This is a genomic window from Pandoraea sp. (genome assembly GCF_004297875.1).
Taxonomy (GTDB): domain Bacteria; phylum Pseudomonadota; class Gammaproteobacteria; order Burkholderiales; family Burkholderiaceae; genus Pandoraea.
Genome location: NZ_SCSK01000023.1, coordinates 1 through 23,947 on the forward strand (window position 1 = coordinate 1; position 23,947 = coordinate 23,947).

Sequence of the window (23,947 nt, forward strand, 5' to 3'; positions counted from 1 at the left end):
CAGGTCGTACTGGGTCGGGTAGATGCTCTTGTCCGACTCCGCCGCCTTGATCAGCGAGCGGATCGCCGTGGGCGCGGTGTAGAAGATCGACACCTTGTGGCGCGCGATCATGTCCCAGAAACGGCCCGCGTTCGGGTAGGTCGGCACCCCTTCGAATACGATTTGCGTGGCCCCCACCGCCAGCGGCCCGTAGGCAATGTACGTGTGCCCGGTCACCCAGCCGATGTCGGCGGTGCACCAGAACACGTCGCTGGGCTTGATATCGAAGGTCCACTGCATGGTCAGCGAGGCCCACAGCAAATACCCGCCCGAGCTGTGCTGCACGCCCTTGGGCTTGCCGGTCGAGCCCGACGTGTACAGAATGAACAGCGGGTGCTCCGCACCCACCCACTCCGGCTCGCACTGATCCGACTGGCCTGCGCTCAGCTCGTGCATCCACACGTCGCGGCCGGCCTGCATGCCGGCCGCGCCGCCCGTGCGGCGATAGACGATGACCGTGTGCAGCGCATTGCAGCCGCCCAGCGCCAGCGCTTCGTCGACGACGTTCTTGAGTGGCAGCGCGCGGCCGCCGCGCATCTGTTCGTCGGCGGTGATCACCGCCACCGCGCCGGCATCGATGATGCGCTCGTTGAGCGACTTGGCCGAGAATCCCGCAAACACTACCGAGTGGGTCGCGCCGATGCGCGCGCAGGCCTGCATCGCCACCACGCCTTCGATCGACATCGGCATGTAGATCACCACCCGGTCGCCCTTCTTGATGCCGCGCGACTTGAGGGCATTGGCAAAGCGGCACACCCGCTGGTGCAACTCGCGATAGGTGACCGGCGTGCTGGTGCCGTCGTCCGCCTCGAAGATGATTGCCGTTTTCTCGGCATTGCCATTCTGCAGATTACGGTCGAGGCAGTTATAGGAGACGTTCAGCTGGCCGTCTTCGAACCACGTATAGAAAGGCGCGTTGGTTTGATCCAGCACCTTGGTGAAGGGTTTGTGCCAGGCCACATTCTCGCGCGCCAGACGGGCCCAGAACCCCTCATGATCGCGCTCGGCCTCGGCGCACAGCGCCTGGTACGCCTCCATGCCGGAGATGTTGGCCTGCGCGACCAGTGCCTGCGGCGGCGCAAACACCCGTTGCTCATGCATTACTGATTCGATGGATGCCATGATTGTCTCCTATGGAAAGCTGAAATATTTTCCGCCACCTTAAGGTGAATGCCTTACTGTGGGCTTACAACGCGGCAAGATCGCGAAAGCGGCATTTTGTTGCAATCGTAACTGATTTCCCCGGGGCAAGCGAACTACTGGCGACAGCAAAAAGAAGTTTCCGCCGATTTACACCGCTTTATCAACTGCATTTGCGGTACGAAGACGGAAATTCACGGCTATTTTCCCTCGTGGTCCGCGGCACGACGCCCGTCTGGCCGTGATGACCGGCGCCAGACGTTGTAAAATGCCCCGATTCCGCGGCATGCAGATCGCCACCGCCGGCGGCGGTTGCCGCAAGCTCGTTTCCCCCAATCAAACATCATTCGCCATGGCCACCATCAAGCAGGAAGACCTGATACAAAGCGTCGCCGATGCTCTTCAGTACATCAGCTACTACCATCCGCTCGACTACATCACCGCGCTGGGCAAGGCCTACGAGCTGGAGCAAAGTCCCGCGGCCAAGGACGCGATCGCGCAAATCCTGACCAACAGCCGGATGTGCGCCGAAGGGCATCGCCCGATCTGCCAGGACACCGGGATCGTGACGATTTTCGTCAAGGTCGGCATGGACGTGCGCTGGGACGCCAGGATGGGGCTGACCGAGATGATCAACGAAGGCGTGCGCCGCGCCTACCTGAATCCGGACAACGTGCTGCGCGCCTCGATCGTCAACCCGCCCGACGGCGGGCGCAAGAACACCAAGGACAACACGCCGGCGGTGATCCACTATGAAATCGTGCCGGGCGACAAGGTCGATGTGACGGTCGCCGCCAAGGGCGGCGGCTCGGAGAACAAATCCAAGTTCATCATGCTCAACCCGTCCGATTCGATCGTCGACTGGGTGCTCAAGACGGTGCCGACCATGGGCGCCGGCTGGTGCCCGCCCGGCATGCTGGGTATCGGCATCGGCGGCACCGCCGAAAAAGCGATGGTGCTGGCCAAGGAATCGTTGATGGACCCGATCGACATCCAGGAAGTGATCGCGCGCGGCCCGCGCGACTGGATCGAGGAGATGCGCGTCGAACTGTACGAAAAGGTCAACGCGCTGGGCATTGGCGCGCAGGGCCTGGGGGGGCTGTCGACCGTGCTCGATGTGAAGATCATGGCTTACCCGACGCACGCCGCCTCCAAGCCGGTGGCGATGATCCCGAACTGCGCGGCCACGCGCCACGCGCACTTCGTGCTCGACGGCTCCGGCGTCGCCACGCTCGAAGCGCCGCCGCTCGACGCCTGGCCGAAAGTGCACTGGACGCCCAACACTGAAACCAGCAAGCGCGTCGACCTCAATACGCTGACCAAGGAAGAAGTCGCCAGCTGGAAGCCCGGCCAGACGCTGCTGCTCTCGGGCAAAATGCTGACCGGCCGTGACGCGGCGCACAAGCGCATCGCCGACATGATGGCCAAGGGCGAGGCACTGCCGGTGGACTTCACCAATCGCGTGATCTATTACGTCGGCCCGGTCGACCCGGTGCGCGACGAAGTCGTGGGCCCGGCCGGCCCGACCACCTCCACGCGCATGGACAAATTCACCGACATGATGCTGTCCAGGACCGGCTTGATCGCGATGGTCGGCAAGGCCGAGCGCGGCCCGGTGGCGATCGAGGCGATCAAGCAGCACAAGGCCGCCTACCTGATGGCCGTTGGCGGCGCCGCCTATCTGGTCTCGAAAGCGATCCGCGGCTCGCGCGTGGTGGCCTTCGAAGACCTCGGCATGGAAGCGATCTACGAGTTCGACGTGCAGGACATGCCGGTAACCGTGGCAGTCGACGCCAGTGGCGTCTCGGTTCACCAGACCGGCCCGCGCGAGTGGCAGGCCAAGATCGGCAAGATCCCGGTCGCTGCCGCGTAACAATCCGGCGCCGCTGTGGCACCGCATCGCAAACCCAGGCCGCGGGGCCTGGGTTTTTTTATGGGGCGGCGCCTGCGAATGGCTTACATTCCCATTATCGCCACGGTTCACAAAACACGCGGCCCGGCTTGGCTTTCAAGGTAAAGCGCGCTATCTTTTAGCGCCGATCTTCATTTTTGTCCTCATCTTTGGAACATGACATGCAAGGCGACAAGAAAGTCATCGAGTACCTGAACGCCCAACTCAAGAACGAGTTGACCGCCATCAACCAGTATTTCCTCCATGCCCGCATGTACCGGCACTGGGGGCTCGACAAGCTCGGCAAGCACGAATACGACGAATCGATCGGCGAGATGAAGCACGCCGACAAGCTGATCGAACGCATCCTGATGCTCGATGCGCTGCCCAACCTCCAGGATCTGCATAAGCTGCTCATTGGCGAGAACACCGAAGAAATCCTGGCGTGCGACCTGAAGCTCGAACGCATCTCGCAAGCGACTTGCAAGGAAGGCATCGCCCACTGCGAATCGGTGCACGACTATGTATCGCGTGACCTGTTCGCGCAAATCCTGCATGACACCGAGGAACACATCGACTGGCTGGAGACGCAGATCGAACTGGTCGACAAGGTCGGCCTGCCGAACTACCTGCAGTCGGGCATGGGCTCGCCCGAATCCTGAGCGCCCGCCCGAATCCGTTTCAGGTAAAATCCAGAAGCCGGCCGCGACCGGCTTTTTTATCGCCCCCACTCCCCATTTGCGTTCATCGCCATGTCTCGTTCCGACGTCATCGGCATCTTTGATTCCGGCCTCGGTGGCTTGTCCGTATTGCGTGCCATCCATGCGCTGGCGCCGCAGGAATCGCTGATCTACTGCGCCGATTCCCGCTACGCGCCATACGGCGAGCGCAGCGACGCCTTCATTGCCGAGCGCAGCGAGGCAATCGGTCAATGGCTGTGCGATCAGCACGCCAAGGCACTGGTGGTGGCGTGCAATACCGCGACCGCGCATGCCATCACAGCCTTCCGCGCCCGCTTCACGCTGCCCGCCATCGGCGTCGAGCCGGGCATCAAGCCCGCCGCGCTGGCCTCGCGCAGCGGCGTGGTCGGCGTGCTGGCGACGGCAGCCACATTGCGCAGCGCCAAATTCCAGCGGCTGCTGACCGAATTCAGCGATCGCTGCCGTTTTATCTGCCGCGCCGGCCACGGCCTGGTGGAGAGAATCGAAATGGGCGACCTGGATTCGCTCGAGGTACAGGCGCTGCTGCATCAATATCTCGACCCGATGCTCGCCGCCGGCGCCGATACGCTGGTGCTGGGCAGCACCCATTACCCCTTTCTGGCGCCGGCCATTCGGCGCATTGCCGGCGATGGCCTGACACTGATCGACACCGGCGAGGCGATTGCGCGTCAATTGCTGCGCCAACTCGACCAGCACGATCTGCGCCAGCCTGCCGGCACGACCGGCACCGTTCGGCTGTGCACCACGGCCGACGCCGCATTGCTGCAGCGTGTGGCGCATCAATGGTTGCAGCTCGACGCGCCCGCCGAGACCATCGAAATCCCCCTGCCTGCGCTGAATCAATAACCACAAGCACAACGTAGTTACTGCATTGCACACTTGCAATGCACTGAGAAATTAATGATAATTATTCTCATTAGTATTTCATTCAATGTGTTTGCCATGATTGTCTGCGTTTGCAAATCCGTCTCGGACCGCCAGATCAAAGCCTGTGTGGATGCCGGTGCCACGTCGCTGGAAGAACTCCAGGTCGATCTGGGCGTAGCGCTATGCTGTGGCAAATGCGAGGACTACGTGCGCGAAATGCTCGACGGCGTCCCTTGCGGCATCGCCTGCTCGGCTCGCTCGATCGGCCAACCGTACCCGGGGCAAAGCGCCGAGCCGCGCGAAGCGGCGCTGGCCGCCTGAGCGGACACGCATCACAGATATTTACCGACCCGCGGCCAAGTCGACCGCGGCGCGCATCGCGCGTGTATCATGGGCCGATCGGCGTAACGGCCCACAGTGATTCTCGTGCCGCCATCATATCCTTGGCGGCTGCCCATCGCAGCGACGGCTGCCGATGCTGTGTGACCGAATAGCCAGCCAGACTCGGCATAGCGATATATCTCGCGCGCCCACGGCCAGCCAGTGACTCTGTGCTTACCTTGTGGGAGACCGGGATGGAATTGCTCATTGGTTTTGTCGCGACGCTATGCATCTCTTTTTTCCTGTTCCGCCGCTGATACTGTCACCCGCCCTGGGCCGTATCCGCCATGCCGGCCGCCAGCGCGAGCCGGGAATATCCTGAAATGTCGAGTCTGCCGCTGCCACCCCGGCGCGAGCGTGCGCCCCGCATGCGGACAATATCGCCGCGCGCGATCCGCGTTTTCGCGGCAGTCGCCCTGCTGCACGCAGGCGCGCTGCTATTGCTGCTCCACTTGCCGGATCCGGCGCCGGCGCCGGCCACGATCACGACGCCGGCGATCATGGCGACGCTGTTGCCCATTACCCCGCGGCCCGCGCCAGCCTCCCGCCCGGCGATCCCGCCAGCGCCGGAGGCGGCCAAGCCGAGAGTGCAACCCAAACCGGTACCGACGGCGATACGTGTCAAGCGCACGGAGCCGGCGGCTCAACCCTCGCCGCGGCCATCGCAGGCACCCCGAGCCGCGCCAGCCGCACGGCCGGACACCCGGGCAACGCGCGCCGCGCCGGCGTCCGTTGCCGCGACTGCCGGCCCGGCCCCTCCAGCGGCGCCGGTCGAGGCCCCGCCACTGGAGCGCCCGATCGAGGGGCTGAAGGTCAGTTGCGCGGGCAGCCCGCCGGTATATCCGCGTGAAGCGGCCAGCCTGGGCGAGGAAGGCACCGTCCGGCTGCGTCTGGTCATCGACAAGGACGGCACGATCGAGCAGGCCAAGGTGATCGCGTCGAGCGGGTCGGCTCGTCTGGACCGGGCCGCCCGGGACGCCGCGCTGGCCATGCATTGCGAACCGCCGCGCAGCGACGGACAGCCAGTCAAGGCAGCGGCCGTCAAGCCTTACACGTTCCGCCTGGATAATCAGGATAATTAAGTCGAAATTCAGCGTTTTCGAGGATAGCGAAATGCAAGAGTACGGTTTCAGTCACGTCTGGCAGCAGGGCGATTTCGTGACCCACGCCACGATCGCCCTGCTGCTGGGGATGTCAGTGCTGTCATGGACCGTTATAGTCATCAAGACCGGTTACCTGTGCCGCCTGCGGCGACTGACGCGACACGCCGAACAGGCGTTCTGGCAGGCGGGCGATTTTTCGTCGGGTCTGCAGTGCCTGGGCAATGCGCGCGACAACCCGTTTCTGTTGCTGGCCCTGGCCGGCCAGGATGCCGCCGAGCATCATCGCGACAGTCTGCCGCGTCTGCATGACCGCATGGACATCAGCGACTGGATCACCCGCTGCCTGAAAAACTCCGTCGATGAAAGCGTCGCCCGCATGCAGGGCGGGCTGGCCGTCCTGGCCTCGATCGGCAGTACCGCACCCTTCATCGGTTTATTCGGCACGGTATGGGGCATTTACCATGCACTGCTGGCCATCGGTGCCAGCGGCCAGACGTCCATCGGCCACGTTGCCGGTCCGGTCGGCGAAGCGCTGATCATGACCGCGCTCGGCCTGTTCGTGGCGATCCCCGCCGTGCTCGGCTACAACGCGCTTACCCGCGGCAACCGGGCCGTGTTGGCTAAATTGAATCGCTTCGCCCACGGCCTGCACGCGTTTTTCGTCACTGGCGCGAACATTCATGCACCCCAATTCACCAGTGGCGCCTCGCTCAGCGCAGTGCCGCAGCCCGGCACCGGCGCAGGTCAGTAACCGCATCACCGGTCAGGGAGCATCCTCATGACGATGGGATCGTACAACGACGATGATGACGGCGAACTGATGAGCGAAATCAATATGACGCCGTTGGTCGACGTCATGCTGGTGCTGCTGATTATTTTTCTGGTGACATTGCCGGTTATCAATCAGGCGGTCAAGGTCAACTTGCCGCAAGCCAACAGCCAACCGGAGGACACCCAACCAGGCAAGGTCGATCTGACAGTGCGGGACGACGGCACGGTGCTCTGGAACAACGCGCCGGTCGATCACGCCGCGCTGCTGAACAAACTCGCCGCCGCCGGACAGGCCCGGCCGGTGCCGCAACTGCACCTGTTCATCGATCGCGGCGTGCGCTACGAGCAAGTCGCCCAGATCATGTCGGAAGCGCAAAGCAGCGGCGTGACCCAGCTCGGTTTCGTGACACAGCCGCAACCCAGGTAACCAGGTTCAATCCCGAATACACGACCATCGCGCCCAGGCATGAGGGCCCGGCCAAACGGATGATGCCGTCGCCGCGCATATTCCCCGCGCGCCGACCGGATCGTTCCATTAACAGAACAATCTTTCCTGGATCGTGGCCTTAAAAGGCCACCGCCTCGCTCATACAATCGTTGTTACTGCACGCCCGCCGATGAAACGTTTCATCGGCCTCTCCCGTCGCAGCGGAGCGACACCATGGAAAAAAGGATTCACATCGTGCATCGGGCTTCGCGAGGCGGCGCCACCGATCAGGTCGAGCAAAACCGCATGGTGGTCGCCCCGCGCGATTTCCCCGGTCAATCGCCGTTCCTGCTGCTGATGGAGGACTGGTTCCGCGCGCCCGGCGGCTTTGCGACTCATCCGCATCGCGGCTTTGAGACCGTCACGCTGGTACTGGACGGCGCGATCGAACATCGCGACCATACCGGCAGTCACGGTGTGCTGAACGCAGGCGACGTCCAGTGGATGACCGCCGGCGGCGGCGTGCTGCACAGCGAACTGCCCCATGGCGAGGCGCTCGCGCATACGCTGCAGCTTTGGCTGAACCTGCCCGCCGCACGCAAAATGACGCCCGCGCGCTACCGCGACCAGCGTTTGGCCGAAACGCCAGTATGGCGCGCGCCCGGTGTCGAGGTGCGCGTCTACGCCGGTCAGGCCGGCACCGGCGCACAGGCCGTGGATCAGCCCCACAGTAGCCTTTGGCCGATGCATCTGCTCGACATTCGGCTCGCACCGGGTGCGGCGTGGCTGCAAACACTGCCTGCGCGCTTTCGCGGCTTTGCCTATGTGCTCGAAGGCAGCGGCGTCGCCGGTGGCGAGCCAACGCGGATAAGCGCCACCGACGCGGCCTGGTTCGGACCTGGCGACGCCGATGCGACCGATACTCTTACGCTGCGCGCCGGCGACGAATCGATGCGCGCGATCGTCTATGCCGGCGAGCCGATCGATGAGCCGGTGGCCGCTTATGGCCCATTCGTCATGAACACCATGAGCGAAGTGCAGCGCGCCTACGCCGATTTCCACGCCGGGCGCCTGACGGAGCCGGCGATCGGGCCGTCCTGATACGCACGCTGGCGCGGCCCCGGCAGCGGCCGGTCGTGCCGGACAGCCTGGCACAAAATGCTGCTGCCCGGACGGTACTTTTGCGAGACAATGCGGGCATCGTCGACCGCGCTCGAGCAGCGCGTCGGCAATGCCACAACACCGAAATTTCTATCCCGGAGATCGACTGAAATGACCGACCTTACCGTCACCGCGCACCTTGGCGAGACCGGCTTCACCACCGCGCTGAGCGACGGCATTCATCAATGGCAGGCCGACGAGCCGGCGGAACTCGGCGGCCGCGATCTGGCGCCTACGCCCACCAGCCTGCTGCTCTCGAGCCTGGGCGCCTGCACCTCGATTACGCTGACCATGTATGCGCGGCGCAAGGCCTGGCCGCTGCAAGGCGTCGACGTCACGCTCGCGCTGAACCCCGCCGGCAAGCCGGTCGACGGCAACGCGATCACGCGCCGCATCGCGCTGCATGGCCCGCTGTCGGCCGAGCAGCGCGAGCGTCTGCTGCAGATCGCCAATGCCTGTCCAGTCCACAAGATTCTGTCAGGGCACATCGACATCGCCAGCGAACTGGCGGCATAAGCCGGCGGCGCAGCCAAGGAGATTATCTTGCAGTACGAACATTTGATCGAAGTCAATGACCCGCTCAATCCGTTGATCGACATCCTGAGCCGCGAACAGCTCTGGCGCGGCCTGGTGTTGCGCGCCGAGCAGCCCGAGCTGTTCGTGCTGGGGCTCGACGAATGCGTGATTCGCCATCGCACCGACGCCCTGCTCGAACGCGAGCTGCATTACGGACAGGCGGTAGTCAAGGATCGTGTCGTATTCGAGCCGCTGCAGCAAGTGCGCTACGAGACCGCCGCGACCGACCAGCACGCCGGCGGCACGTTGACGATGTCCATCGAAGAGCCGGCGCACACGCGCCTTTTCGTGCGTTTTAGCTACGCCACGACGCTGCCTGAAAACAGCGACGCCGAGGCGCTGCGATACAGCGAGTTCGTCAAATCGGCCTATCGCGAAGCCGACATCGACACGGTGCGCCGCATCCGCGAATACGCGCAAAGCGGCCAGCTCGACTGAACATCGCCGGGCCATTAGAGGCTCGCTATTGAGCGCGGCGGCAAATGGATATTTTCTATTTCAAATAGAAATGATTCTCATTTATATTCTACCCAACGTTAGCTCAATGGACATTGCCATGACCCAAGTGACGCTCTATCAGAATCTTTCGCGTCGAGCGGACACGCCGAACACCCCGGTCACACCGCGTCGCACGCTGTCCGTGCCGGCGAAGAAGGCCGAGGCCGAGCCCGCCACCGCCGACGGGCAACGCCTGCTCAGCAGCGACCACCTGTTGCGGGGCACGTCGTGTGTAGGCATCACGCATAACGGCCAGACCTATCAGTTGCGCGCTACGCGTTATGGCAAATTGATTCTGACGAAATGAATCCGGCCTGCCCGGCCGGTCGTCAGGCCGGGCAGGCCATCGTACCGAGTTTTGTGGGGACCACCTCTACGCGAGGTGTTTGGCAGTAGCCAGCGAATGCAATGCAGTCCCATGTAGTTACGGCAGCCCCTTCTCTACCCGCATTGCACGCCAGCCAAGCCGTTTTTTTGCTCCACCGTGATTTCTTCGAACCCGGCCCTTGCGGCACTTTGCGGCGCGCCTTCGGCGCGCCGCTTTTATTTGTTGTTTTCGTACGAGCGGCAAGTGCCGATCAGGCACGCCAGGCCGGCACTATCGCGCCGCAGCCAACCGCTACCAGATCCAGAACATCAGCAGCCAAAGCCCGTTGACCAGCGCAAGCGCGACGACAACGCCCATCATGCTTGCCAGGCGCCTGGCGATCGACACACTATGCCGCCCGGTCACACGCCAGCCCAGCCACAGGCTCCACAGCGTCGTGACAGTCAACAGCGCGGCACGCACGGGATTGGCCCAATACACCGGCAAATGTTCGCCGCGCAACAGGTTCACCGTGGTCGCCGACAGGCCGATGAACACCCCGCACCCGGCGATCGGAATCATCGCCTGCACCAAATGGTTGAAGCGCACCGTGCGCCACGTCCCCAGCGCGCGAGTGGCCAAGGCGAACAACAGCGCCAGCAACGTTCCCGTGAGCAGCCCGCTGGCAACGATATAGCCCACCACCAGGGAACCGTCGAGCCAGCTGAAAACATCGTTTTGCGTCGGGTAATTCGTAAAGAGCCACCACGGTGCGGTGGTGTCGAACGGCCACATGATGTTACGGTCGATCAACCAGGTCGCAATCGCCTGCTTGAGTTGCACGAACCAGGGATTGACGGTCCAGTGAAACGCGCCGATGGCGATCCCCAGCAAGCCATACAGGAGCAGGGCGCTGTCCCACAGGCTGTTGTTCTGGCTTTGTCCGTATTTGACGATTTCCTCGTCGGGCGTGCGCAGGGTCAGGGCAATCGCGCCGCGATGTCCGGCGCAACGGCCGCAAGCGTGACAGGACGCGGCGCCTTTCATATTGCGCATCGGCACCAGCGGCGCGCAGTTGACGGCGATCGTCTTGTGCCCGTGAGTGTTGTACGACGCGCGCCACGCCTCTTCATTGACCTTGAAGTGAAACGGCGCAAGCCGCGACAACAGGGCGAACACGCCATTGACCGGGCACAGGTACTTGCACCACACGCGCTTGTCGCGGCCATACAGATAGCCGATCACGATGGCGCCCACCGTCGAGCCACCCAACACCAGCAGCACGGCCTTGGGGTACTGATAAACGCTGACCATCTGCCCATAGATCGTGGTGCCGGCGAACGCCACGAACGGCCAGCCGCCCCAGCGTATCCAGTGCGGAATCGATCGGCCTCGCCCATGCCTGCTGGCCCATTCCGACAATGCGCCCTCCGGGCAAAGCACACCGCACCATACGCGCCCGAGCAGCACCATGCTCACCAGCACGAATGGCCACCAGATACCCCAGAATACGAACTGCGCGAACAGCGTCAGATTCGACCAGATATGCGCGGTCTCGCCCGGCAGCGGCGTGAAGGCCGGCACCAGGATCAGCACCGCATACACGGCCACTACCGCCCATTGCACCCCGCGAATCAGCGCGCCATTGCGCTGCATCCACAACCCCAGGCGAGCCAGCCGGGTCGGCGGTGTCGCCAGGGTATTCATGCGGCCCGCACCGGTCTGGCCTGGGGTTGAGCCCGGCGCAGGAACAGCCAGACCACTGCCCAATACGCGGCGTACACGAGCAGGTTCATCACCGCCGGATGCGCGCGATAGCCGGTCAACGTCGCAATCAGGTTTCCAACCGGGCTGGCGTCGTCGAGCAGTCTTGCGCTGTCCCATACCTGGTCGCCGAGCGTGGGCACCAGGCCGAGCGAAATCAGGCGGTCGATGCCGGTCATCAGCAGGCCGGCGGCCAGGAACAGCAGCATCACCTCAGTGACGCGAAAAAACAGCCGCCACGAGAAAATCCGTCCGCCCAACTGCAGCAGGTAAAAAGTCAGCAAGGCCAGCCCCAGACCGATCAGCACCGCCGCCACCATGGCCCCGGAAATCGCGCCGCCCTGGCCGAAGCCCAATCCATAGAGGAAAATCACGGTCTCGCTGCCTTCGCGCGCTATCGCCAGCGCGACCAGAACCAGAACGCCCCACCAATTGGACGACTCGGAGCTTTTCTGCAGCGAAGCCTCCATATCGCGCTTGAGCGTGCGCCCGTGCTTCTTCATCCACAGCACCATCTGCACGATCAGCACCGCGGCAATCAGCACCATGGCGATCTGAAAATAATCCTGGGCGTCACCCGACAGAATTTCAGTGAAACCCAACAGCGCCGCGCCCAGCCCGATGGCCGCCGCAATCCCCAGCGCCACGCCGGCCCACAGATACGCCACGCCCTTGCGAGCCGACTCTCCGCTGTTCTTGAGCCAGGCATAAAGGATCCCGACCACCAATAACGCTTCGACGCTTTCGCGCCAGACGATGAACATGACCTGTCCCATCGCACCCTCTCGTTGATACCCGCGCCACGCCGGCGCTTATTTGGCGACGATCACACCCTGCGCCGTCTGCATATGGAAATCGTCAAAAAACCTGTATTCGCCGGGCGACAGCGGCGCGATCACCACAAACGATTGCGCGCCGGGAGCCAATACCTTCTCCTTGCGCAATTGAATACTCTCGAACTCCACCGCCGATTTGCCGGTGTTGTGAACCTCGATCTTGATGCGCTTGCCCGCTGGCACCTCGATCCTGGCTGGATTGAGCTTGCCGTCCTGCATTTCGAGCCGGAACGTCGGCAAATCCGCGGCGCCAGCCGGCGCCATGCCGCCCAGAAGGCAAACCAGCGCTGCCCCCGCGACGGCCAGACGGCCCCTATGCTTGATCATTTGATTCACTCCCATGCAAGCGGCGCCAAAGCCGCGGCCACCCGCGGCGCGCTCGGCGCCGAACGATCAATAACCGCCCTTCTTACCCACGCCCGCGAAAACAAAGTCGTACGAGGTGGTGAAAGGCTTGAACCAAGGGCCGACACCGGTTTCCTTGTCGACGTGGCGTCCGAAGTGGGCGCGCTCATTGGCCGACGGCGGCAGCACCGTGAGTTTGAGGTTGTATTTGCCTGGGCCCATGAGCTTGACATTGTCGCCGTAGTGCGGCCCGTCGCTCGCCACCATCGGCATCAGGTCGCCCTTGAGTACTTGCTTGCTGCCCTGCTTGGTCAATTCGTACTTGACCACGAGATACGGCATCCAGTCGCCCTCGGCAAAACCGTTCGGATTGTTCTTGACCGCGTGGATATCGGCTTCAAGGTGGATGTCCGAGTCCTCCGCCTTGCGCATCATGCCCGGAGGATCCATCGTCACGGGCTGCAGGTATACCGCTGCGACTTCCATGCCACCGGCAATCTGAGGCTTGCCAATCGGATATTCGGCGGCTTGAACCGTGGCCATGACGCCAATCAGGCAAGCGGAGACAACCCATGAAGCGATACGCATATGCACTCCCAAAAGAAAATGTTAATAGTAACTATTCTCAATTCGGAAGTGTAGCACCAAGGTCGCGGGAAAACAAACCGCCTGCCTCGAGGCGTCCTGGTTGGAACGTCGGCAAACGCCGTGCTCGGCACGGCGCAACGTTCGTCGGCGGAATTACCGTGCCTGGCTGGCGGCCCCCGGCGCGGCCTGAGCAGCGCCAGCAGCAGTCGCCGCATAGCCCGCATTTTGCGCGTCGTACTCGCGCTTGCTGCGCAACGCCAGGAACAGCAGACTGCCGATCAGCAGCAGAATGAACACCACGACAAAGATCGTGAAGCCCTTGGTGTTATCGGTTTTCTGATTGTCGTTCATGACCGGACGGTGGGAGTGCGCGTGGCCCACGATAGCCCGTCGGCTGGCGCACAGGGTGGATGGACGGACGTCATGCTACTCCAATTACCCCGCCCGCGCACCCGCGTCAGGGCAGCACCGTGCCGCGATCGATCTTGCGCGCCAGCACCACCGACGTGGTGGTTTTGGTCACGCCGTCGATCTGGCCGATTTCATCGAGCAGCGCGTCCAGCTGTTCGGGCGAGGCCGTGTGCAACCAGGCCACATAATCGAACTCGCCGCTGACCGTGCACAGCAGGTGAATTTCCGGCATTTTCGACAGACGGCGCAACACGTCGGCCCCGGCCCGTGGCTGCAGCGAGATGCCGACACAGGCTTGCAGTCCGCCGCCAGGCATGTCCTGACTGAGACGAACGGTATAACCGGCGATCACACCATGCCGCTCGAGCCGGCTCAGGCGCGCCAGCACGGTGGTGCGTGCCACCCCCAGGCGACGCGCCAGATTGGCCGCGCTCTCCCGCGCATTGACGCGCAGTTGCGCCAGCAGATTTCGATCGAGTTCATCCAGCGCGAGAGAAGTCATCGCCATCACAACACCTCCGTTGACGTTTTGACAAAAAATCTCGTCATAAACTCAGCATAATGCATGACATCGTCACAATCACGCTACATTTCGTCTCACTCCCTTTCTACACTGAGGACAAGCCGGCGTGCCAAGCCCGCCGGTCCCTGGGCAGAGAAAAGGAGATCTCATGAGAGTCGCACTGCTTGGCGCCGGCCATATCGGCCGCGCAATCGCCCGCATCCTCGCCGCCAGCGGCGACTATCACGTCACCCTCATGGATCGCGATCCACAGGCACTGGCCGCTGCCGCCGAATCGCTTCAGCATGGCCAGGCCCTGCAACCATTGGCACTGGATCGGCCCGACGTGCTGCGCGAGGCGCTGGCCGGGCACGACGCGCTCGTCAATGCACTGCCTTATTCGCTGGCGGTTCACGTGGCGACCCAGGCGGCGGCGGCAGGCTGTCATTACTTCGATCTGACCGAAGACGTTGCCGCCACGCATGCAATTACTCGTCTGGCAGCGAACGCGCGCACCGCCTTCATGCCGCAATGCGGCCTGGCACCCGGTTTCGTTTCGATCGTCGCGCACGACATGGCCTCGCGCTTCGACGTCGTGCAGGATCTGAAGCTGCGCGTTGGCGCCTTGCCGACTTTCCCGACCAACTCGCTCAAATACAACCTGACCTGGAGCGTCGACGGGCTCATCAACGAGTACTGTCGCCCTTGCGAGGCAATCCGCGACGGTGAGCCGATCACCCTGCTGCCGCTCGAGGGCATGGAGCACTTTTCGCTCGATGGCGTCGAGTACGAGGCGTTCAATACCTCGGGCGGACTCGGCACGCTGTGCGACTCGCTGGCCGGCAAAGTGCGCAATCTGGATTACAAATCGGTTCGCTACCCGGGCCATCGGGCGTTGATGAGCGTGCTGCTCGACGAGCTGCAGCTCAAGTCCGATCCGGAAAACCTCAAGGGCATTTTGCGCCGCGCGGTGCCATCGACCCTGCAGGACGTCGTGCTGGTGTTCGTCACCGCCAGTGGCTTGCGCAACAGCGCGCTCACGCAGGAGGTGTTTGCGCGGAAAATCTTCGCCGAGCGCAACCATGGCCACGCCGCCAGCGCCATCCAGATCGCCACTGCCGCGGGCATCTGCACCGCGCTCGACCTGTTTCGCGAGGGGAGATTGCCACAGCACGGATTGATCCGTCAGGAGCAAATCACCCTACCGGACTTTCTGGCCAATCGGTTCGGGCGCGTCTACGCGAGGTCTTCCCGTATCGAGTCGATCTCGTGATCCGCACGGGCGCGCGCGACACGCCCGCTATGCGCGTGCCTGACGACGGGCCAGCCAAACGGTGAAACAACCCGTGGCCGCGCCCAGAAACGCACCGGCGATCACGTCGCTCAGCCAGTGATAGTTGGCGCCAAGCTGGCCGATCGCGGTCAGCACGATGGCCAGCAGATACAGCCAGCGCAAACGCGGATGGCGCAGCCACAACACGCTGGCGCAGGCCAGCATCACGCTGAGATGGCCGGAGGGAAACGATGCGTAAGCCCGGTCCCAGCCGGCGAACCAGTGAAAACCAAAGGCGCCGTCGCGGATGAATGACGGGTTATTGTTGATCCAGGTCTCGGGCCAGGTGCGCCCGGCGATCACTTTCAACCCGTTCTTGATGAACTCGACCAGTGCCACGCTGCCCGAGCACAGCGCCAGGCTCGCCCAGGCGCCGTCGAAACGGTGACGCCACAGGGAAACCCCACCGGCAAGCAACAGGCCCGGCCAAGCCAGCACAAACAGCGGATCCGGAATCTGACTCAGGCGAATCACCAGCGGATTGCCGTAGGTCGTGCGGTGCACCCAACCCGACAGCGGGCGATCGAGCCAGCGGATGCACACGCCCACCAGCACAGCGCATACCAGGAAGGACAGGAGCCACGCTAGGGCGCGACGTTCGGCAAACCTGGGCATAGGGCGTCCCCTTTCGGGAAATATCGGAAGCGCGAGTTTAGCGAAACATCGTGTCAGCGTTAAGTCCGGCGCCCGCGGACGGCAGCATTGGCCGCGGCCCGGACGCGACGGGCGGCGCTGCCTGATAGTTTCAATTGTGTTGCCAATACAGGACAATCAATGCAGAATGATGCGGCTGCTCAAACCCGCCCGTCATTCATGGCAGCGGTCTGCCAACTCCCCGCCCCGCACGCTCCGCCAGATTGTCGTGCGAATGCGCAAACAGCCCGTCACGGGCCACACCCACAACCTGCGCTCTTCCGAATTTTGACTGCCTGCGGCGCGAAGCGCGGCGCGCGTCCATTGCCGGGCGATCGACACCCCGCACGGGGGCACACGGAGATTCCGTCATGTTCAATACCGTCTTGCCGATTTACAAAGGTTTCGAAATCCAGGCACTGGTCTATCCCAATCGTCGTGCCGACGGCAGCGCGCCCAGGCATTCGGAAGGATACGACGTCGCCGTCAAGCTGATCCGCGCCGGCGCCGAGCCGACCGAAGCCAACAGTCGCGTTTTCAAGCTTTCGCAAATCAATTTGTTCAGCGCATTCGGCGAAGCCAAGCGCGCGGCCGAAGCACACGGACGCGGCATCATCGACGGGCAGGTGCCCAACGAGACGATCGCAGATCTGTAGGCGGGCGCCGCCCGTGGCAGCACCCACACAGATCACGAAGCGAATCGGTTTCTCGCTCGCGCTATGCCTGTTGCGCATTCTGGCGTTGATGCCATACGGTGTCTCGGCGCGGCTCGGTAACGTCCTGGGCACGCTCCTGTATCAGATTCCCAGCTCACGCAAGCGTATCGTTCACACGAACCTGCGGCTGTGTTTCCCGAACCGGAGTGCGCAGGAATACGAACGGCTCGCCCTAGCAAACTTTCGCCACGTCATCCGCAGTTATGTCGAGCGCGGTATCCAATGGTTCGGCAGCCGACGCGCCATCAGCAAGCTGGTGTGCGTCCAGAGCGCCATCGACTTGAGCGAAACCGATCCGCCGCCGACCATTTACATGGGTTTTCATTTCGTGGCGATCGAGGCCGGCTCGATGATGTACTCGCTGAGCAACCCCATTGCCTCGCTCTACACGCCGATGTCGAGCACTCGCGTCGATCAGCTGGCAAAACAGCAACGCGGCAGGTTCGGCGCGGAGATGATTTCACGCGCCGATAGCGCGCGCAGGACGCTCGCGACACTCAAGCGCGGCAAACCGGTAATGCTGGCCGCGGACATGGACCACGGCCACCGCGACTCCCTGTTCGTCCCGTTCTTCGGCGTGCCGGCCTGCACACTGACATCGATCGCCCGCCTGGCCAAAGCCAGCGGCGCCCGCGTCGTGCCGTTCGTGACCGAGGTGCTGCCCGGCTACCAGGGTTACAAGATGACGATTTTCGCGGCGCTGGCCGATTACCCGAGCCATGATCTCCAGGAAGATGCGCGCCGCATGAACGCGTTTCTCGAAGAACAGGTGCGCCGCATGCCGGATCAGTACTACTGGGTGCATCGTCGCTTCAAGACGCGCCCTCACGGCGAGCCTCCGGTCTATTGACGATCCATCGCGAGCCGGCGATTCAAGCCGGGCGCTCCTGCACCAGCACCCACGGCGACACCACCACAGCCCACAGCGACGGCGAGCGGCTCGCATAATCGGCGGCGGTGTCGGCCGACATTCGTTCGAGCAGCCCGCCGGCCAGCCACGCCGCGACCTGCTGCGAAGCATCGCTGGCCATGGCCTCGGCGACCGACACCAGATCGAGCTCGCGCGTGACGTGCAGCAATACGCCGCGCGCGAAAAATTTCTCCAGTTCGCGCCATTCGATGCGCGCCGTCTCGCCGAGTAGCTGAAGATAAAGCGGGCTGGGTTGTTCCACGACGAATCCTTGCCGCGCCGGGCGGCGCGCATAGAGCGAAAACAGCGCGCATTGTAGCGCGCCTGGCGTCGGCCGCTGCCCCCACGGGCTTGCGGTTTGCATGCAAGCGCGCAACACCGAGCCTCGAGTCGTAGTCCGATATTTCTGTGTCACCTTGGCTGTGCCGCACACTGGCCGATCCTCGCCAGCCTTCGCGCCCGTCACGGCAGCCTGACCGATACGCGTGCCCGAGCGGCGCCAGCGTGCCGTAGCGCTGCGACTTCATTGACAAATATCATGACCGCCCAACGCTGCTCGGCTATAAACGAGCTATCCGGCATCGAATTGCCAAGCCGGGCCGGCCACTGACGCCGCGCATCGGGCGCGAAACTATGCGCTTGGGGCGCAAGGCTCGCCAGCGGCACCTGAATCGATCACAGCGAACCACACCCACCATGCGACGAGTCGTTCCGTCTCCTGGCAAATTGCCACGGCAGAGCACTGTGCCCGGCGCACGCGTGCCGTTTGGCGCGGCGCTGATCGTTTTGCTGGCCACTTGCGCCGGATGTGCCTCGCTGGTGCCGCCTTACGAGCGCCCGCCGCTACCGGTGCCCAACCGTTACCCTGCCGATGCAACGCCGGCAAGCCACGCCGCCACTGCCCCGATCGACTGGCGCGACTACTTCGTCGATACCGATTTGCAGGCTGTCATTGCACAAGCGCTCTCGCACAATCGCGATCTGCGCGTGGCAGCACAACGCGTGGAAGCGGCCCGTGCCGCCTACGGCGTGCGCGCCGCCGATCAATTGCCGACGATTTCCGGCGGTGCAACTTACGCTCGCTTTCACGCGCCGGGCGGTCTCCTGAGCAGCCAGCCGCTGACTGCCAGCCTGTATGACCTGACCTTGACACAAAGCAGTTGGGAGCTCGATTTCTGGGGTCGCGTGCGCAGCCTCAAAGAAGCGGCGCTCGAGCAATTTCTTGCCAGCACCGCGGCGCGCCGGGCGGTCAGGCTCAGCCTGATCGCGCAAGTCGCCGACGGTTTTCTGGTACTGCGCGAACTCGACGAACGCATCGCGCTGACGCGGCAGACGATTTCCAGCCGCCAGGCGTCGCTGCATATTTTCCGACGCCGCTACCAGGTCGGCGCCATCTCCAAGCTGGAGCTCACGCAGGCGGAAATCCTACTGCAACAGGCACAGGCGTTAATGGCGCAATTGGAACAGTCGCGTGCGCTGGCCGCGCACACACTGGACCTGCTCGTCGGCGCGCCGACGGTTCTCCGGCCAGCCCCATATTCGCTGGATGATGACAGCATCTTGCCGCCTCGCGCCGGCTTGCCCTCGGAGCTATTGGAGAATCGCCCGGATATCGTCGCCGCCGAGCATCAGTTGCGCGCGGCACACGCCGACATCGGCGCGGCCAGGGCCGCGTTCTTTCCGCGTATCGCGCTCACGAGTTCGTTCGGCGCCGGCAGCACCGCGCTCGGTGATCTGTTCTCCGGCGGCAGCGCCATTTGGAGCTTCGTGCCGAGTCTGTCGCTGCCGATCTTCGATGCCGGGCGCAATCGCAGTAATCTGGCACTGGCGCGCGCCCGCGAGAACGAAGCCGTGGCGCAATACGAAAAGGCCATTCAGGCAGCATTTCGCGACGTCGCCGACGCCCTTGCCAAAGCGCATTGGCTCAGCGAGCGAATCACTATCGAACGCGACACCCTGGCCTCGCAAACGGAGCGGGCGCGTCTGGCCAAGCTGCGCTACGACAGCGGCGCCGCGCCATTCCTCGAGGTGCTCGATGCGCAGCGAGACATGCTCGCCGCGCAGCAGCAGTTGATACAGACGCGTCGGGCTTTGCTCGAGAGCCGCGTCGCGCTTTTTATCGCGCTCGGGGGCGACACGTCTGGCGCCGTGAACGCCGCCAAACCGCGGGCCAATGACTCGTCAATGCAACGGGGCGTCTTGCCATGACTTCCATCAATCGAAAATTCCTATTGCTTGCGATCCTGCTGGCGGCGGCCGCAGCGCTCGGTTTCTACGCCTGGCACCAGTGGCGCAATGACAACCGCGCGGCGGGCCTGATCAGCGGCAACGGCCGCATCGAGGCGACCGAGATCGACGTGGCAACCAAGCTCCCGGGGCGCGTGGACGCCATCCTCGTGAACGAAGGCGATTTCGTGACAGCGGGACAGTTGCTGGCCAGCATGCAAGTGCAAGTACTCCAGGCGCAACTCGACGAGGCGCGCGCCCGGGCTCGGCAGGCCGCCGACAGCGTGCTGGCCATGCAAGCCCAGGTGGCTCAGCGCCAAAGCGATAAAGCGGTCGCACAGGCAGTGGTGGCGCAGCGTAAAAGCGAACTGGACGCGGCACAGCGCAGGCTCTCCCGCTCGCAGACGCTGTCTCGCGAAGGCGCGTCCTCGATGCAGGAACTCGACGACGATCGCGCCAGGGTGCGCAGCGTGCAGGCTGCCGTCGGCGCGGCTCTGGCGCAGGTCTCCGCCGCCCAGGCCGCTATCGATGCAGCCCGCGCCCAGCTGGTGGGAGCGCGCTCGGCCGTGCAGGCAGCGCAGGCCACTGTCGCGCGCGTGCAGGCCGACATCTCCGACAGCCAGCTCACCGCGCCCCGGGACGGTCGCATCCAGTATCGGGTGGCCGAACCCGGCGAAGTGCTGCCGGCAGGCGGCAAAGTGCTCAATATGGTCGATCTGTCGGATGTCTACATTACGTTCTTCCTGCCAGAAACGGTCGCGGGGCGCGTGGCGCAAGGCGCGCAGGTCCGCGTGATCCTCGACGCGGCGCCCGAATACGTGTTGCCCGCCCGCGTCACGTTCGTCTCGAGTACCGCCCAATTCACCCCCAAGACGGTGGAAACCGCCAGCGAGCGACAAAAACTGATGTTCAAAGTGAAGGCGCGCATCGACCCGGATCTGTTGCGCCGGCATCTTGCGCAAGTGAAAACCGGCCTGCCGGGCGTGGCCTGGGTCAGAACGGATCCGCAGGCCGCCTGGCCGGCCCGTCTGGCGCTGAAGGTCCCGCAGTGAATGCCGCCACGCCCTGCCCGCCGGTGGTGCGATTTCGCGACACCGTCTTGCGCTACGGCAAGACCATCGCGCTCGACAATCTCACGCTCGACATTCCCGCAGCAGCCGTCGTCGGTGTGATCGGGCCCGACGGCGTCGGCAAATCAAGTCTTCTCGCGCTGGCCGCAGGGGCGCGCGCGATTCAGCGGGGCCGCGTCGAAACACTCGGCGGCGACATGAAATCGCGGCACCACCGCGAAAATGTCTGCCCGCGCATCGCCTATATGCCCCAGGGGTTGGGTAAAAACCTTTATCCGACGCTTTCGGTGGAGGAGAACCTGCGGTTCTTCGCGCGCCTGTTCGGCCATGGCTTGGCCGAGCAGCGCCGCCGCATCGACGCACTGACGCACAGTACCGGCCTGTACCCGTTCCTGGCACGCCCCGTGAGCAAACTCTCGGGAGGGATGAAACAGAAGCTTGGCCTGTGCTGCGCGCTGATCCACGATCCGGATCTGCTGATCCTGGACGAACCGACCACCGGGGTCGACCCGCTCGCGCGCGCGCAGTTCTGGGATCTGATCGCCCAAATTCGTACCGCACGCCCGCAAATGAGCGTGATCGTGGCGACTGCCTACATGGACGAAGCGCAACGCTTCGATCTGTTGGTTGCAATGGACGCCGGCCGCGTCCTGGCCACCGGCACGCCGCATGCGCTGCTCGCGCAGACCGGCACCACATCTCTCGAGACCGCGTTCATCGAACTGCTGCCACCGGCGCGCAGGCAAGGCCACGTTCGCCCGCCAATGGTCCGTGCGCAGGCACTGCAAGACGCAGACATCGCGGTCGAGGCGCGCGATCTGACCATGCGGTTCGGCGACTTCGTCGCGGTCGACCGCGTCACTTTCCAGATCAGGCGGGGCGAGATTTTCGGCTTTATCGGCTCCAACGGGTGCGGCAAATCGACCACCATGAAAATGCTGACCGGCCTGCTGCCGGCCAGCGGCGGGTCCGCGCTGCTGCTCGGCCGGGAAGTGGCGCCCGAGGACATCGACACGCGCCGGCGCGTCGGCTACATGTCGCAGACCTTCTCGCTGTATGGCGAGCTGACGGTGCGCCAAAACCTTGCGCTGCACGCGCGCCTGTTCAATGTGCCGCCAACGCAGATCGCCGGCCGGGTGACCGATATGGCCGCGCGCTTTGGCCTGAATGACGTGCTGGAGATCTTGCCCGAGCGCCTGCCGCTGGGAGTGCGCCAGCGGCTGTCGCTGGCCGTGGCCATGGTGCACAAGCCGGAGTTGCTGATCCTCGACGAACCAACTTCGGGGGTCGATCCGATCGCGCGGGACAATTTCTGGCAGTTGATGATCGAATTGGCCCATCGCGATCGGGTAACGATCTTCATATCCACCCACCTGATGAACGAGGCCGAGCGGTGCGACCGGATCTCGCTGATGCATGCCGGGCGCGTTCTGGCCAGCGGCGCGCCGGGCGAGCTGATCGAGGCACGCGGCGCGGCGTCGCTGGAGCAGGCGTTCATCGATTATCTGAGCGAGGCGATCGGCCAGTCGGCGAGCGAGGAGATCGCACCGCCGGCGGCAATCGATGCGCCGGCTGCCGCCCCCGCGGCACCCGCGCGGCGGCGGCGCTTCAGCCCGGCGCGCGCGCTCGCCTATATGTGGCGCGAAGCCCTGGAATTGCGACGCGACCCGCTGCGTGCCGCGCTGGCCTTGCTCGGCTCGCTCGTGCTGATGTGCGTGATCGGCTTCGGGATCAGTCTCGACGTCGAGCGCCTGACCTTTGCGGTGCTCGATCGGGATCAGACCGAGCTGAGCCGCGACTACGTGTCGAGTCTCGCGGGCTCGCGCTACTTTCACGAACAGGCGCCACTGTCGAGCTACCGCGATCTGGACAGCCATATGCGCAGCGGGGCGCTATCGCTGGCCATCGAAATCCCGCCTGACTTCTCGCGCGACCTGCGACGCGGCACCACCGCCCAGATCGGCGTGTGGATCGACGGCGCCATGCCGCAACGTGCCGAGACGATTCGCGGCTATGTCCTGGGCATGCATCAAACCTGGCTGCTCGACCAAGCCCTGCACCGGCTCGGCGCGGTACCCGCCTCGTCGCTCGACATCGAAACGCGCTTTCGCTACAACCCGGACGTCAAGAGCATGCCGGCCATGGTGCCCACCGTCATCCCGCTGCTGCTGATGATGCTGCCCTCGATGCTCACGGCGCTGGCGGTGGTGCGCGAGCGCGAGCTCGGCTCGATCATCAATTTCTATGTCACGCCGGTCACCCGTGGCGAATTCCTGCTCGGCAAGCAGGTCCCCTACGTCATCCTGGCCATGCTGAACTTCCTGCTGATGACGTTACTGGCGAGATACGCATTCGGCGTGCCGGTCAAGGGAAGCTTCATGACCCTGCTCGGGGCCGCGCTCATCTTCAACATCATCTCGACCGGTTTTGGGCTACTGGCATCGACCTTCACCCGCAGCCAGGTCGCGGCGATGTTCTTCACCTTGATCGGCACGCTGATACCGGCGGTCGAATTCTCCGGCATGATCAATCCGCTGTCGTCGCTCGAAGGCGGCGGGCGGCTGATCGGCCTGGTCTATCCAGCGACCTACATGTTCACCATCAGCCGCGGCGTGATCAACAAGGCCCTGGGTTTTGGCGACTTGCACGCCCAATTCTGGCCACTGTTCGCCGCCGTGCCGGTGGTGCTGGGCGCCACGCTCCTGTTGCTCAGGAAACAGGAGAAATGAT

26 protein-coding genes are annotated in these 23,947 nt (G+C 63.8%); 17 read left to right on the forward strand and 9 right to left on the reverse strand.

What is annotated here, in order from left to right:
• On the reverse strand, positions 1-1,161 hold a 1,161-nt coding region (locus EPN80_RS06815; protein ID WP_293025090.1), incomplete at its 3' end, for an AMP-binding protein.
• Positions 1,162-1,531: 370 nt separating this feature from the next.
• On the opposite strand from EPN80_RS06815, the gene EPN80_RS06820 reads away from it, so the two are divergent.
• The 11 genes from EPN80_RS06820 to EPN80_RS06870 all read left to right on the forward strand — a co-directional run bounded on the left by EPN80_RS06820 (position 1,532) and on the right by EPN80_RS06870 (position 9,883).
• Positions 1,532-3,052, forward strand: a complete 1,521-nt coding sequence (locus EPN80_RS06820) for a fumarate hydratase (RefSeq protein ID WP_293025162.1) — start codon at positions 1,532-1,534, stop codon at positions 3,050-3,052.
• A gap of 200 nt (positions 3,053-3,252) precedes the next feature.
• Complete coding sequence (bfr, locus tag EPN80_RS06825) at positions 3,253-3,732, forward strand: bacterioferritin (protein ID WP_293025092.1); 480 nt, start codon at positions 3,253-3,255, stop codon at positions 3,730-3,732.
• 90 nt (positions 3,733-3,822) lie between these two features.
• Complete coding sequence (murI, locus tag EPN80_RS06830) at positions 3,823-4,638, forward strand: glutamate racemase (RefSeq protein WP_293025094.1); 816 nt, start codon at positions 3,823-3,825, stop codon at positions 4,636-4,638.
• A 96-nt stretch (positions 4,639-4,734) separates the two neighbouring features.
• Complete coding sequence (locus tag EPN80_RS06835) at positions 4,735-4,980, forward strand: (2Fe-2S)-binding protein (RefSeq protein ID WP_366468355.1); 246 nt, start codon at positions 4,735-4,737, stop codon at positions 4,978-4,980.
• Between the two features lie 428 nt (positions 4,981-5,408).
• Entirely contained in the window at positions 5,409-6,122 is a 714-nt protein-coding gene (locus EPN80_RS06840; RefSeq protein ID WP_293025098.1) for an energy transducer TonB, read from the forward strand.
• Positions 6,123-6,153: 31 nt separating this feature from the next.
• Positions 6,154-6,894: a MotA/TolQ/ExbB proton channel family protein gene (locus tag EPN80_RS06845; protein ID WP_293025100.1), complete on the forward strand. Its 741-nt coding sequence runs from the start codon at positions 6,154-6,156 to the stop codon at positions 6,892-6,894.
• A 27-nt stretch (positions 6,895-6,921) separates the two neighbouring features.
• Entirely contained in the window at positions 6,922-7,341 is a 420-nt protein-coding gene (locus tag EPN80_RS06850) for a biopolymer transporter ExbD (RefSeq protein ID WP_293025102.1), read from the forward strand.
• 234 nt (positions 7,342-7,575) lie between these two features.
• Positions 7,576-8,442, forward strand: coding sequence for a pirin family protein (locus EPN80_RS06855; RefSeq protein ID WP_293025104.1), 867 nt, complete (start codon positions 7,576-7,578; stop codon positions 8,440-8,442).
• Between the two features lie 171 nt (positions 8,443-8,613).
• Positions 8,614-9,018 (forward strand): OsmC family protein, encoded by a 405-nt coding sequence (locus tag EPN80_RS06860; RefSeq protein WP_293025106.1) that lies wholly within the window; start codon positions 8,614-8,616, stop codon positions 9,016-9,018.
• A 27-nt stretch (positions 9,019-9,045) separates the two neighbouring features.
• Complete coding sequence (locus EPN80_RS06865) at positions 9,046-9,516, forward strand: SRPBCC family protein (RefSeq protein WP_293025108.1); 471 nt, start codon at positions 9,046-9,048, stop codon at positions 9,514-9,516.
• A 118-nt stretch (positions 9,517-9,634) separates the two neighbouring features.
• Positions 9,635-9,883: a hemin uptake protein HemP gene (locus EPN80_RS06870; protein WP_293025110.1), complete on the forward strand. Its 249-nt coding sequence runs from the start codon at positions 9,635-9,637 to the stop codon at positions 9,881-9,883.
• A gap of 312 nt (positions 9,884-10,195) precedes the next feature.
• On the opposite strand, the gene EPN80_RS06875 is transcribed toward EPN80_RS06870, so the two are convergent.
• From EPN80_RS06875 to EPN80_RS06900, 6 genes are all read right to left on the reverse strand, one after another.
• Entirely contained in the window at positions 10,196-11,590 is a 1,395-nt protein-coding gene (locus EPN80_RS06875; RefSeq protein WP_293025112.1) for a 4Fe-4S binding protein, read from the reverse strand.
• Entirely contained in the window at positions 11,587-12,423 is an 837-nt protein-coding gene (locus EPN80_RS06880; RefSeq protein ID WP_293025114.1) for an FTR1 family protein, read from the reverse strand. Before EPN80_RS06880 ends, EPN80_RS06875 begins: the two co-directional genes overlap by 4 nt.
• 36 nt (positions 12,424-12,459) lie before the next feature.
• Positions 12,460-12,807, reverse strand: coding sequence for a cupredoxin domain-containing protein (locus tag EPN80_RS06885; protein ID WP_293025164.1), 348 nt, complete (start codon positions 12,805-12,807; stop codon positions 12,460-12,462).
• 69 nt (positions 12,808-12,876) lie between these two features.
• A complete protein-coding gene (locus tag EPN80_RS06890; protein WP_293025116.1) occupies positions 12,877-13,416 on the reverse strand; it encodes an iron transporter in 540 nt (179 codons plus the stop codon).
• A gap of 153 nt (positions 13,417-13,569) precedes the next feature.
• Positions 13,570-13,767 carry a hypothetical protein gene (locus tag EPN80_RS06895; protein WP_293025118.1) on the reverse strand — a complete coding sequence of 66 codons (198 nt, stop codon included), beginning with the start codon at positions 13,765-13,767 and terminating at the stop codon, positions 13,570-13,572.
• A gap of 106 nt (positions 13,768-13,873) precedes the next feature.
• Positions 13,874-14,335, reverse strand: a complete 462-nt coding sequence (locus EPN80_RS06900) for an Lrp/AsnC family transcriptional regulator (protein WP_293025120.1) — start codon at positions 14,333-14,335, stop codon at positions 13,874-13,876.
• Between the two features lie 163 nt (positions 14,336-14,498).
• Between EPN80_RS06900 and EPN80_RS06905 the strand changes: the two genes are divergently transcribed.
• On the forward strand, positions 14,499-15,602 hold the full coding sequence (locus tag EPN80_RS06905) for a saccharopine dehydrogenase NADP-binding domain-containing protein (RefSeq protein WP_293025122.1): 1,104 nt from the start codon (positions 14,499-14,501) through the stop codon (positions 15,600-15,602).
• Positions 15,603-15,629: 27 nt separating this feature from the next.
• Here the strand turns inward: EPN80_RS06905 and EPN80_RS06910 are convergent, their stop codons facing one another.
• On the reverse strand, positions 15,630-16,277 hold the full coding sequence (locus tag EPN80_RS06910; RefSeq protein WP_293025124.1) for a phosphatase PAP2 family protein: 648 nt from the start codon (positions 16,275-16,277) through the stop codon (positions 15,630-15,632).
• A 389-nt stretch (positions 16,278-16,666) separates the two neighbouring features.
• On the opposite strand from EPN80_RS06910, the gene EPN80_RS06915 reads away from it, so the two are divergent.
• The gene (locus EPN80_RS06915; protein WP_293025126.1) at positions 16,667-16,951 is read left to right on the forward strand and encodes a hypothetical protein; all 285 of its coding nucleotides are present in this window, start codon (positions 16,667-16,669) and stop codon (positions 16,949-16,951) included.
• A gap of 13 nt (positions 16,952-16,964) precedes the next feature.
• Entirely contained in the window at positions 16,965-17,861 is an 897-nt protein-coding gene (locus EPN80_RS06920; RefSeq protein WP_293025128.1) for a lipid A biosynthesis lauroyl acyltransferase, read from the forward strand.
• A gap of 22 nt (positions 17,862-17,883) precedes the next feature.
• Here EPN80_RS06920 and EPN80_RS06925 read toward each other — a convergent pair whose 3' ends face one another.
• Positions 17,884-18,183 (reverse strand): DUF2288 domain-containing protein, encoded by a 300-nt coding sequence (locus EPN80_RS06925; protein ID WP_293025130.1) that lies wholly within the window; start codon positions 18,181-18,183, stop codon positions 17,884-17,886.
• Between the two features lie 482 nt (positions 18,184-18,665).
• Between EPN80_RS06925 and EPN80_RS06930 the strand changes: the two genes are divergently transcribed.
• Genes EPN80_RS06930 through rbbA form a run of 3 tightly spaced genes read left to right on the forward strand, consistent with a single transcriptional unit; the run spans position 18,666 to position 23,946 of the window.
• Complete coding sequence (locus EPN80_RS06930) at positions 18,666-20,129, forward strand: efflux transporter outer membrane subunit (protein ID WP_293025132.1); 1,464 nt, start codon at positions 18,666-18,668, stop codon at positions 20,127-20,129.
• Positions 20,126-21,199, forward strand: a complete 1,074-nt coding sequence (locus EPN80_RS06935) for an HlyD family efflux transporter periplasmic adaptor subunit (RefSeq protein ID WP_293025134.1) — start codon at positions 20,126-20,128, stop codon at positions 21,197-21,199. The genes EPN80_RS06930 and EPN80_RS06935 overlap by 4 nt, the downstream gene beginning before the upstream one ends.
• A complete protein-coding gene (rbbA, locus tag EPN80_RS06940; RefSeq protein WP_293025136.1) occupies positions 21,196-23,946 on the forward strand; it encodes a ribosome-associated ATPase/putative transporter RbbA in 2,751 nt (916 codons plus the stop codon). Before EPN80_RS06935 ends, rbbA begins: the two co-directional genes overlap by 4 nt.
• Position 23,947 lies beyond the last annotated feature (1 nt).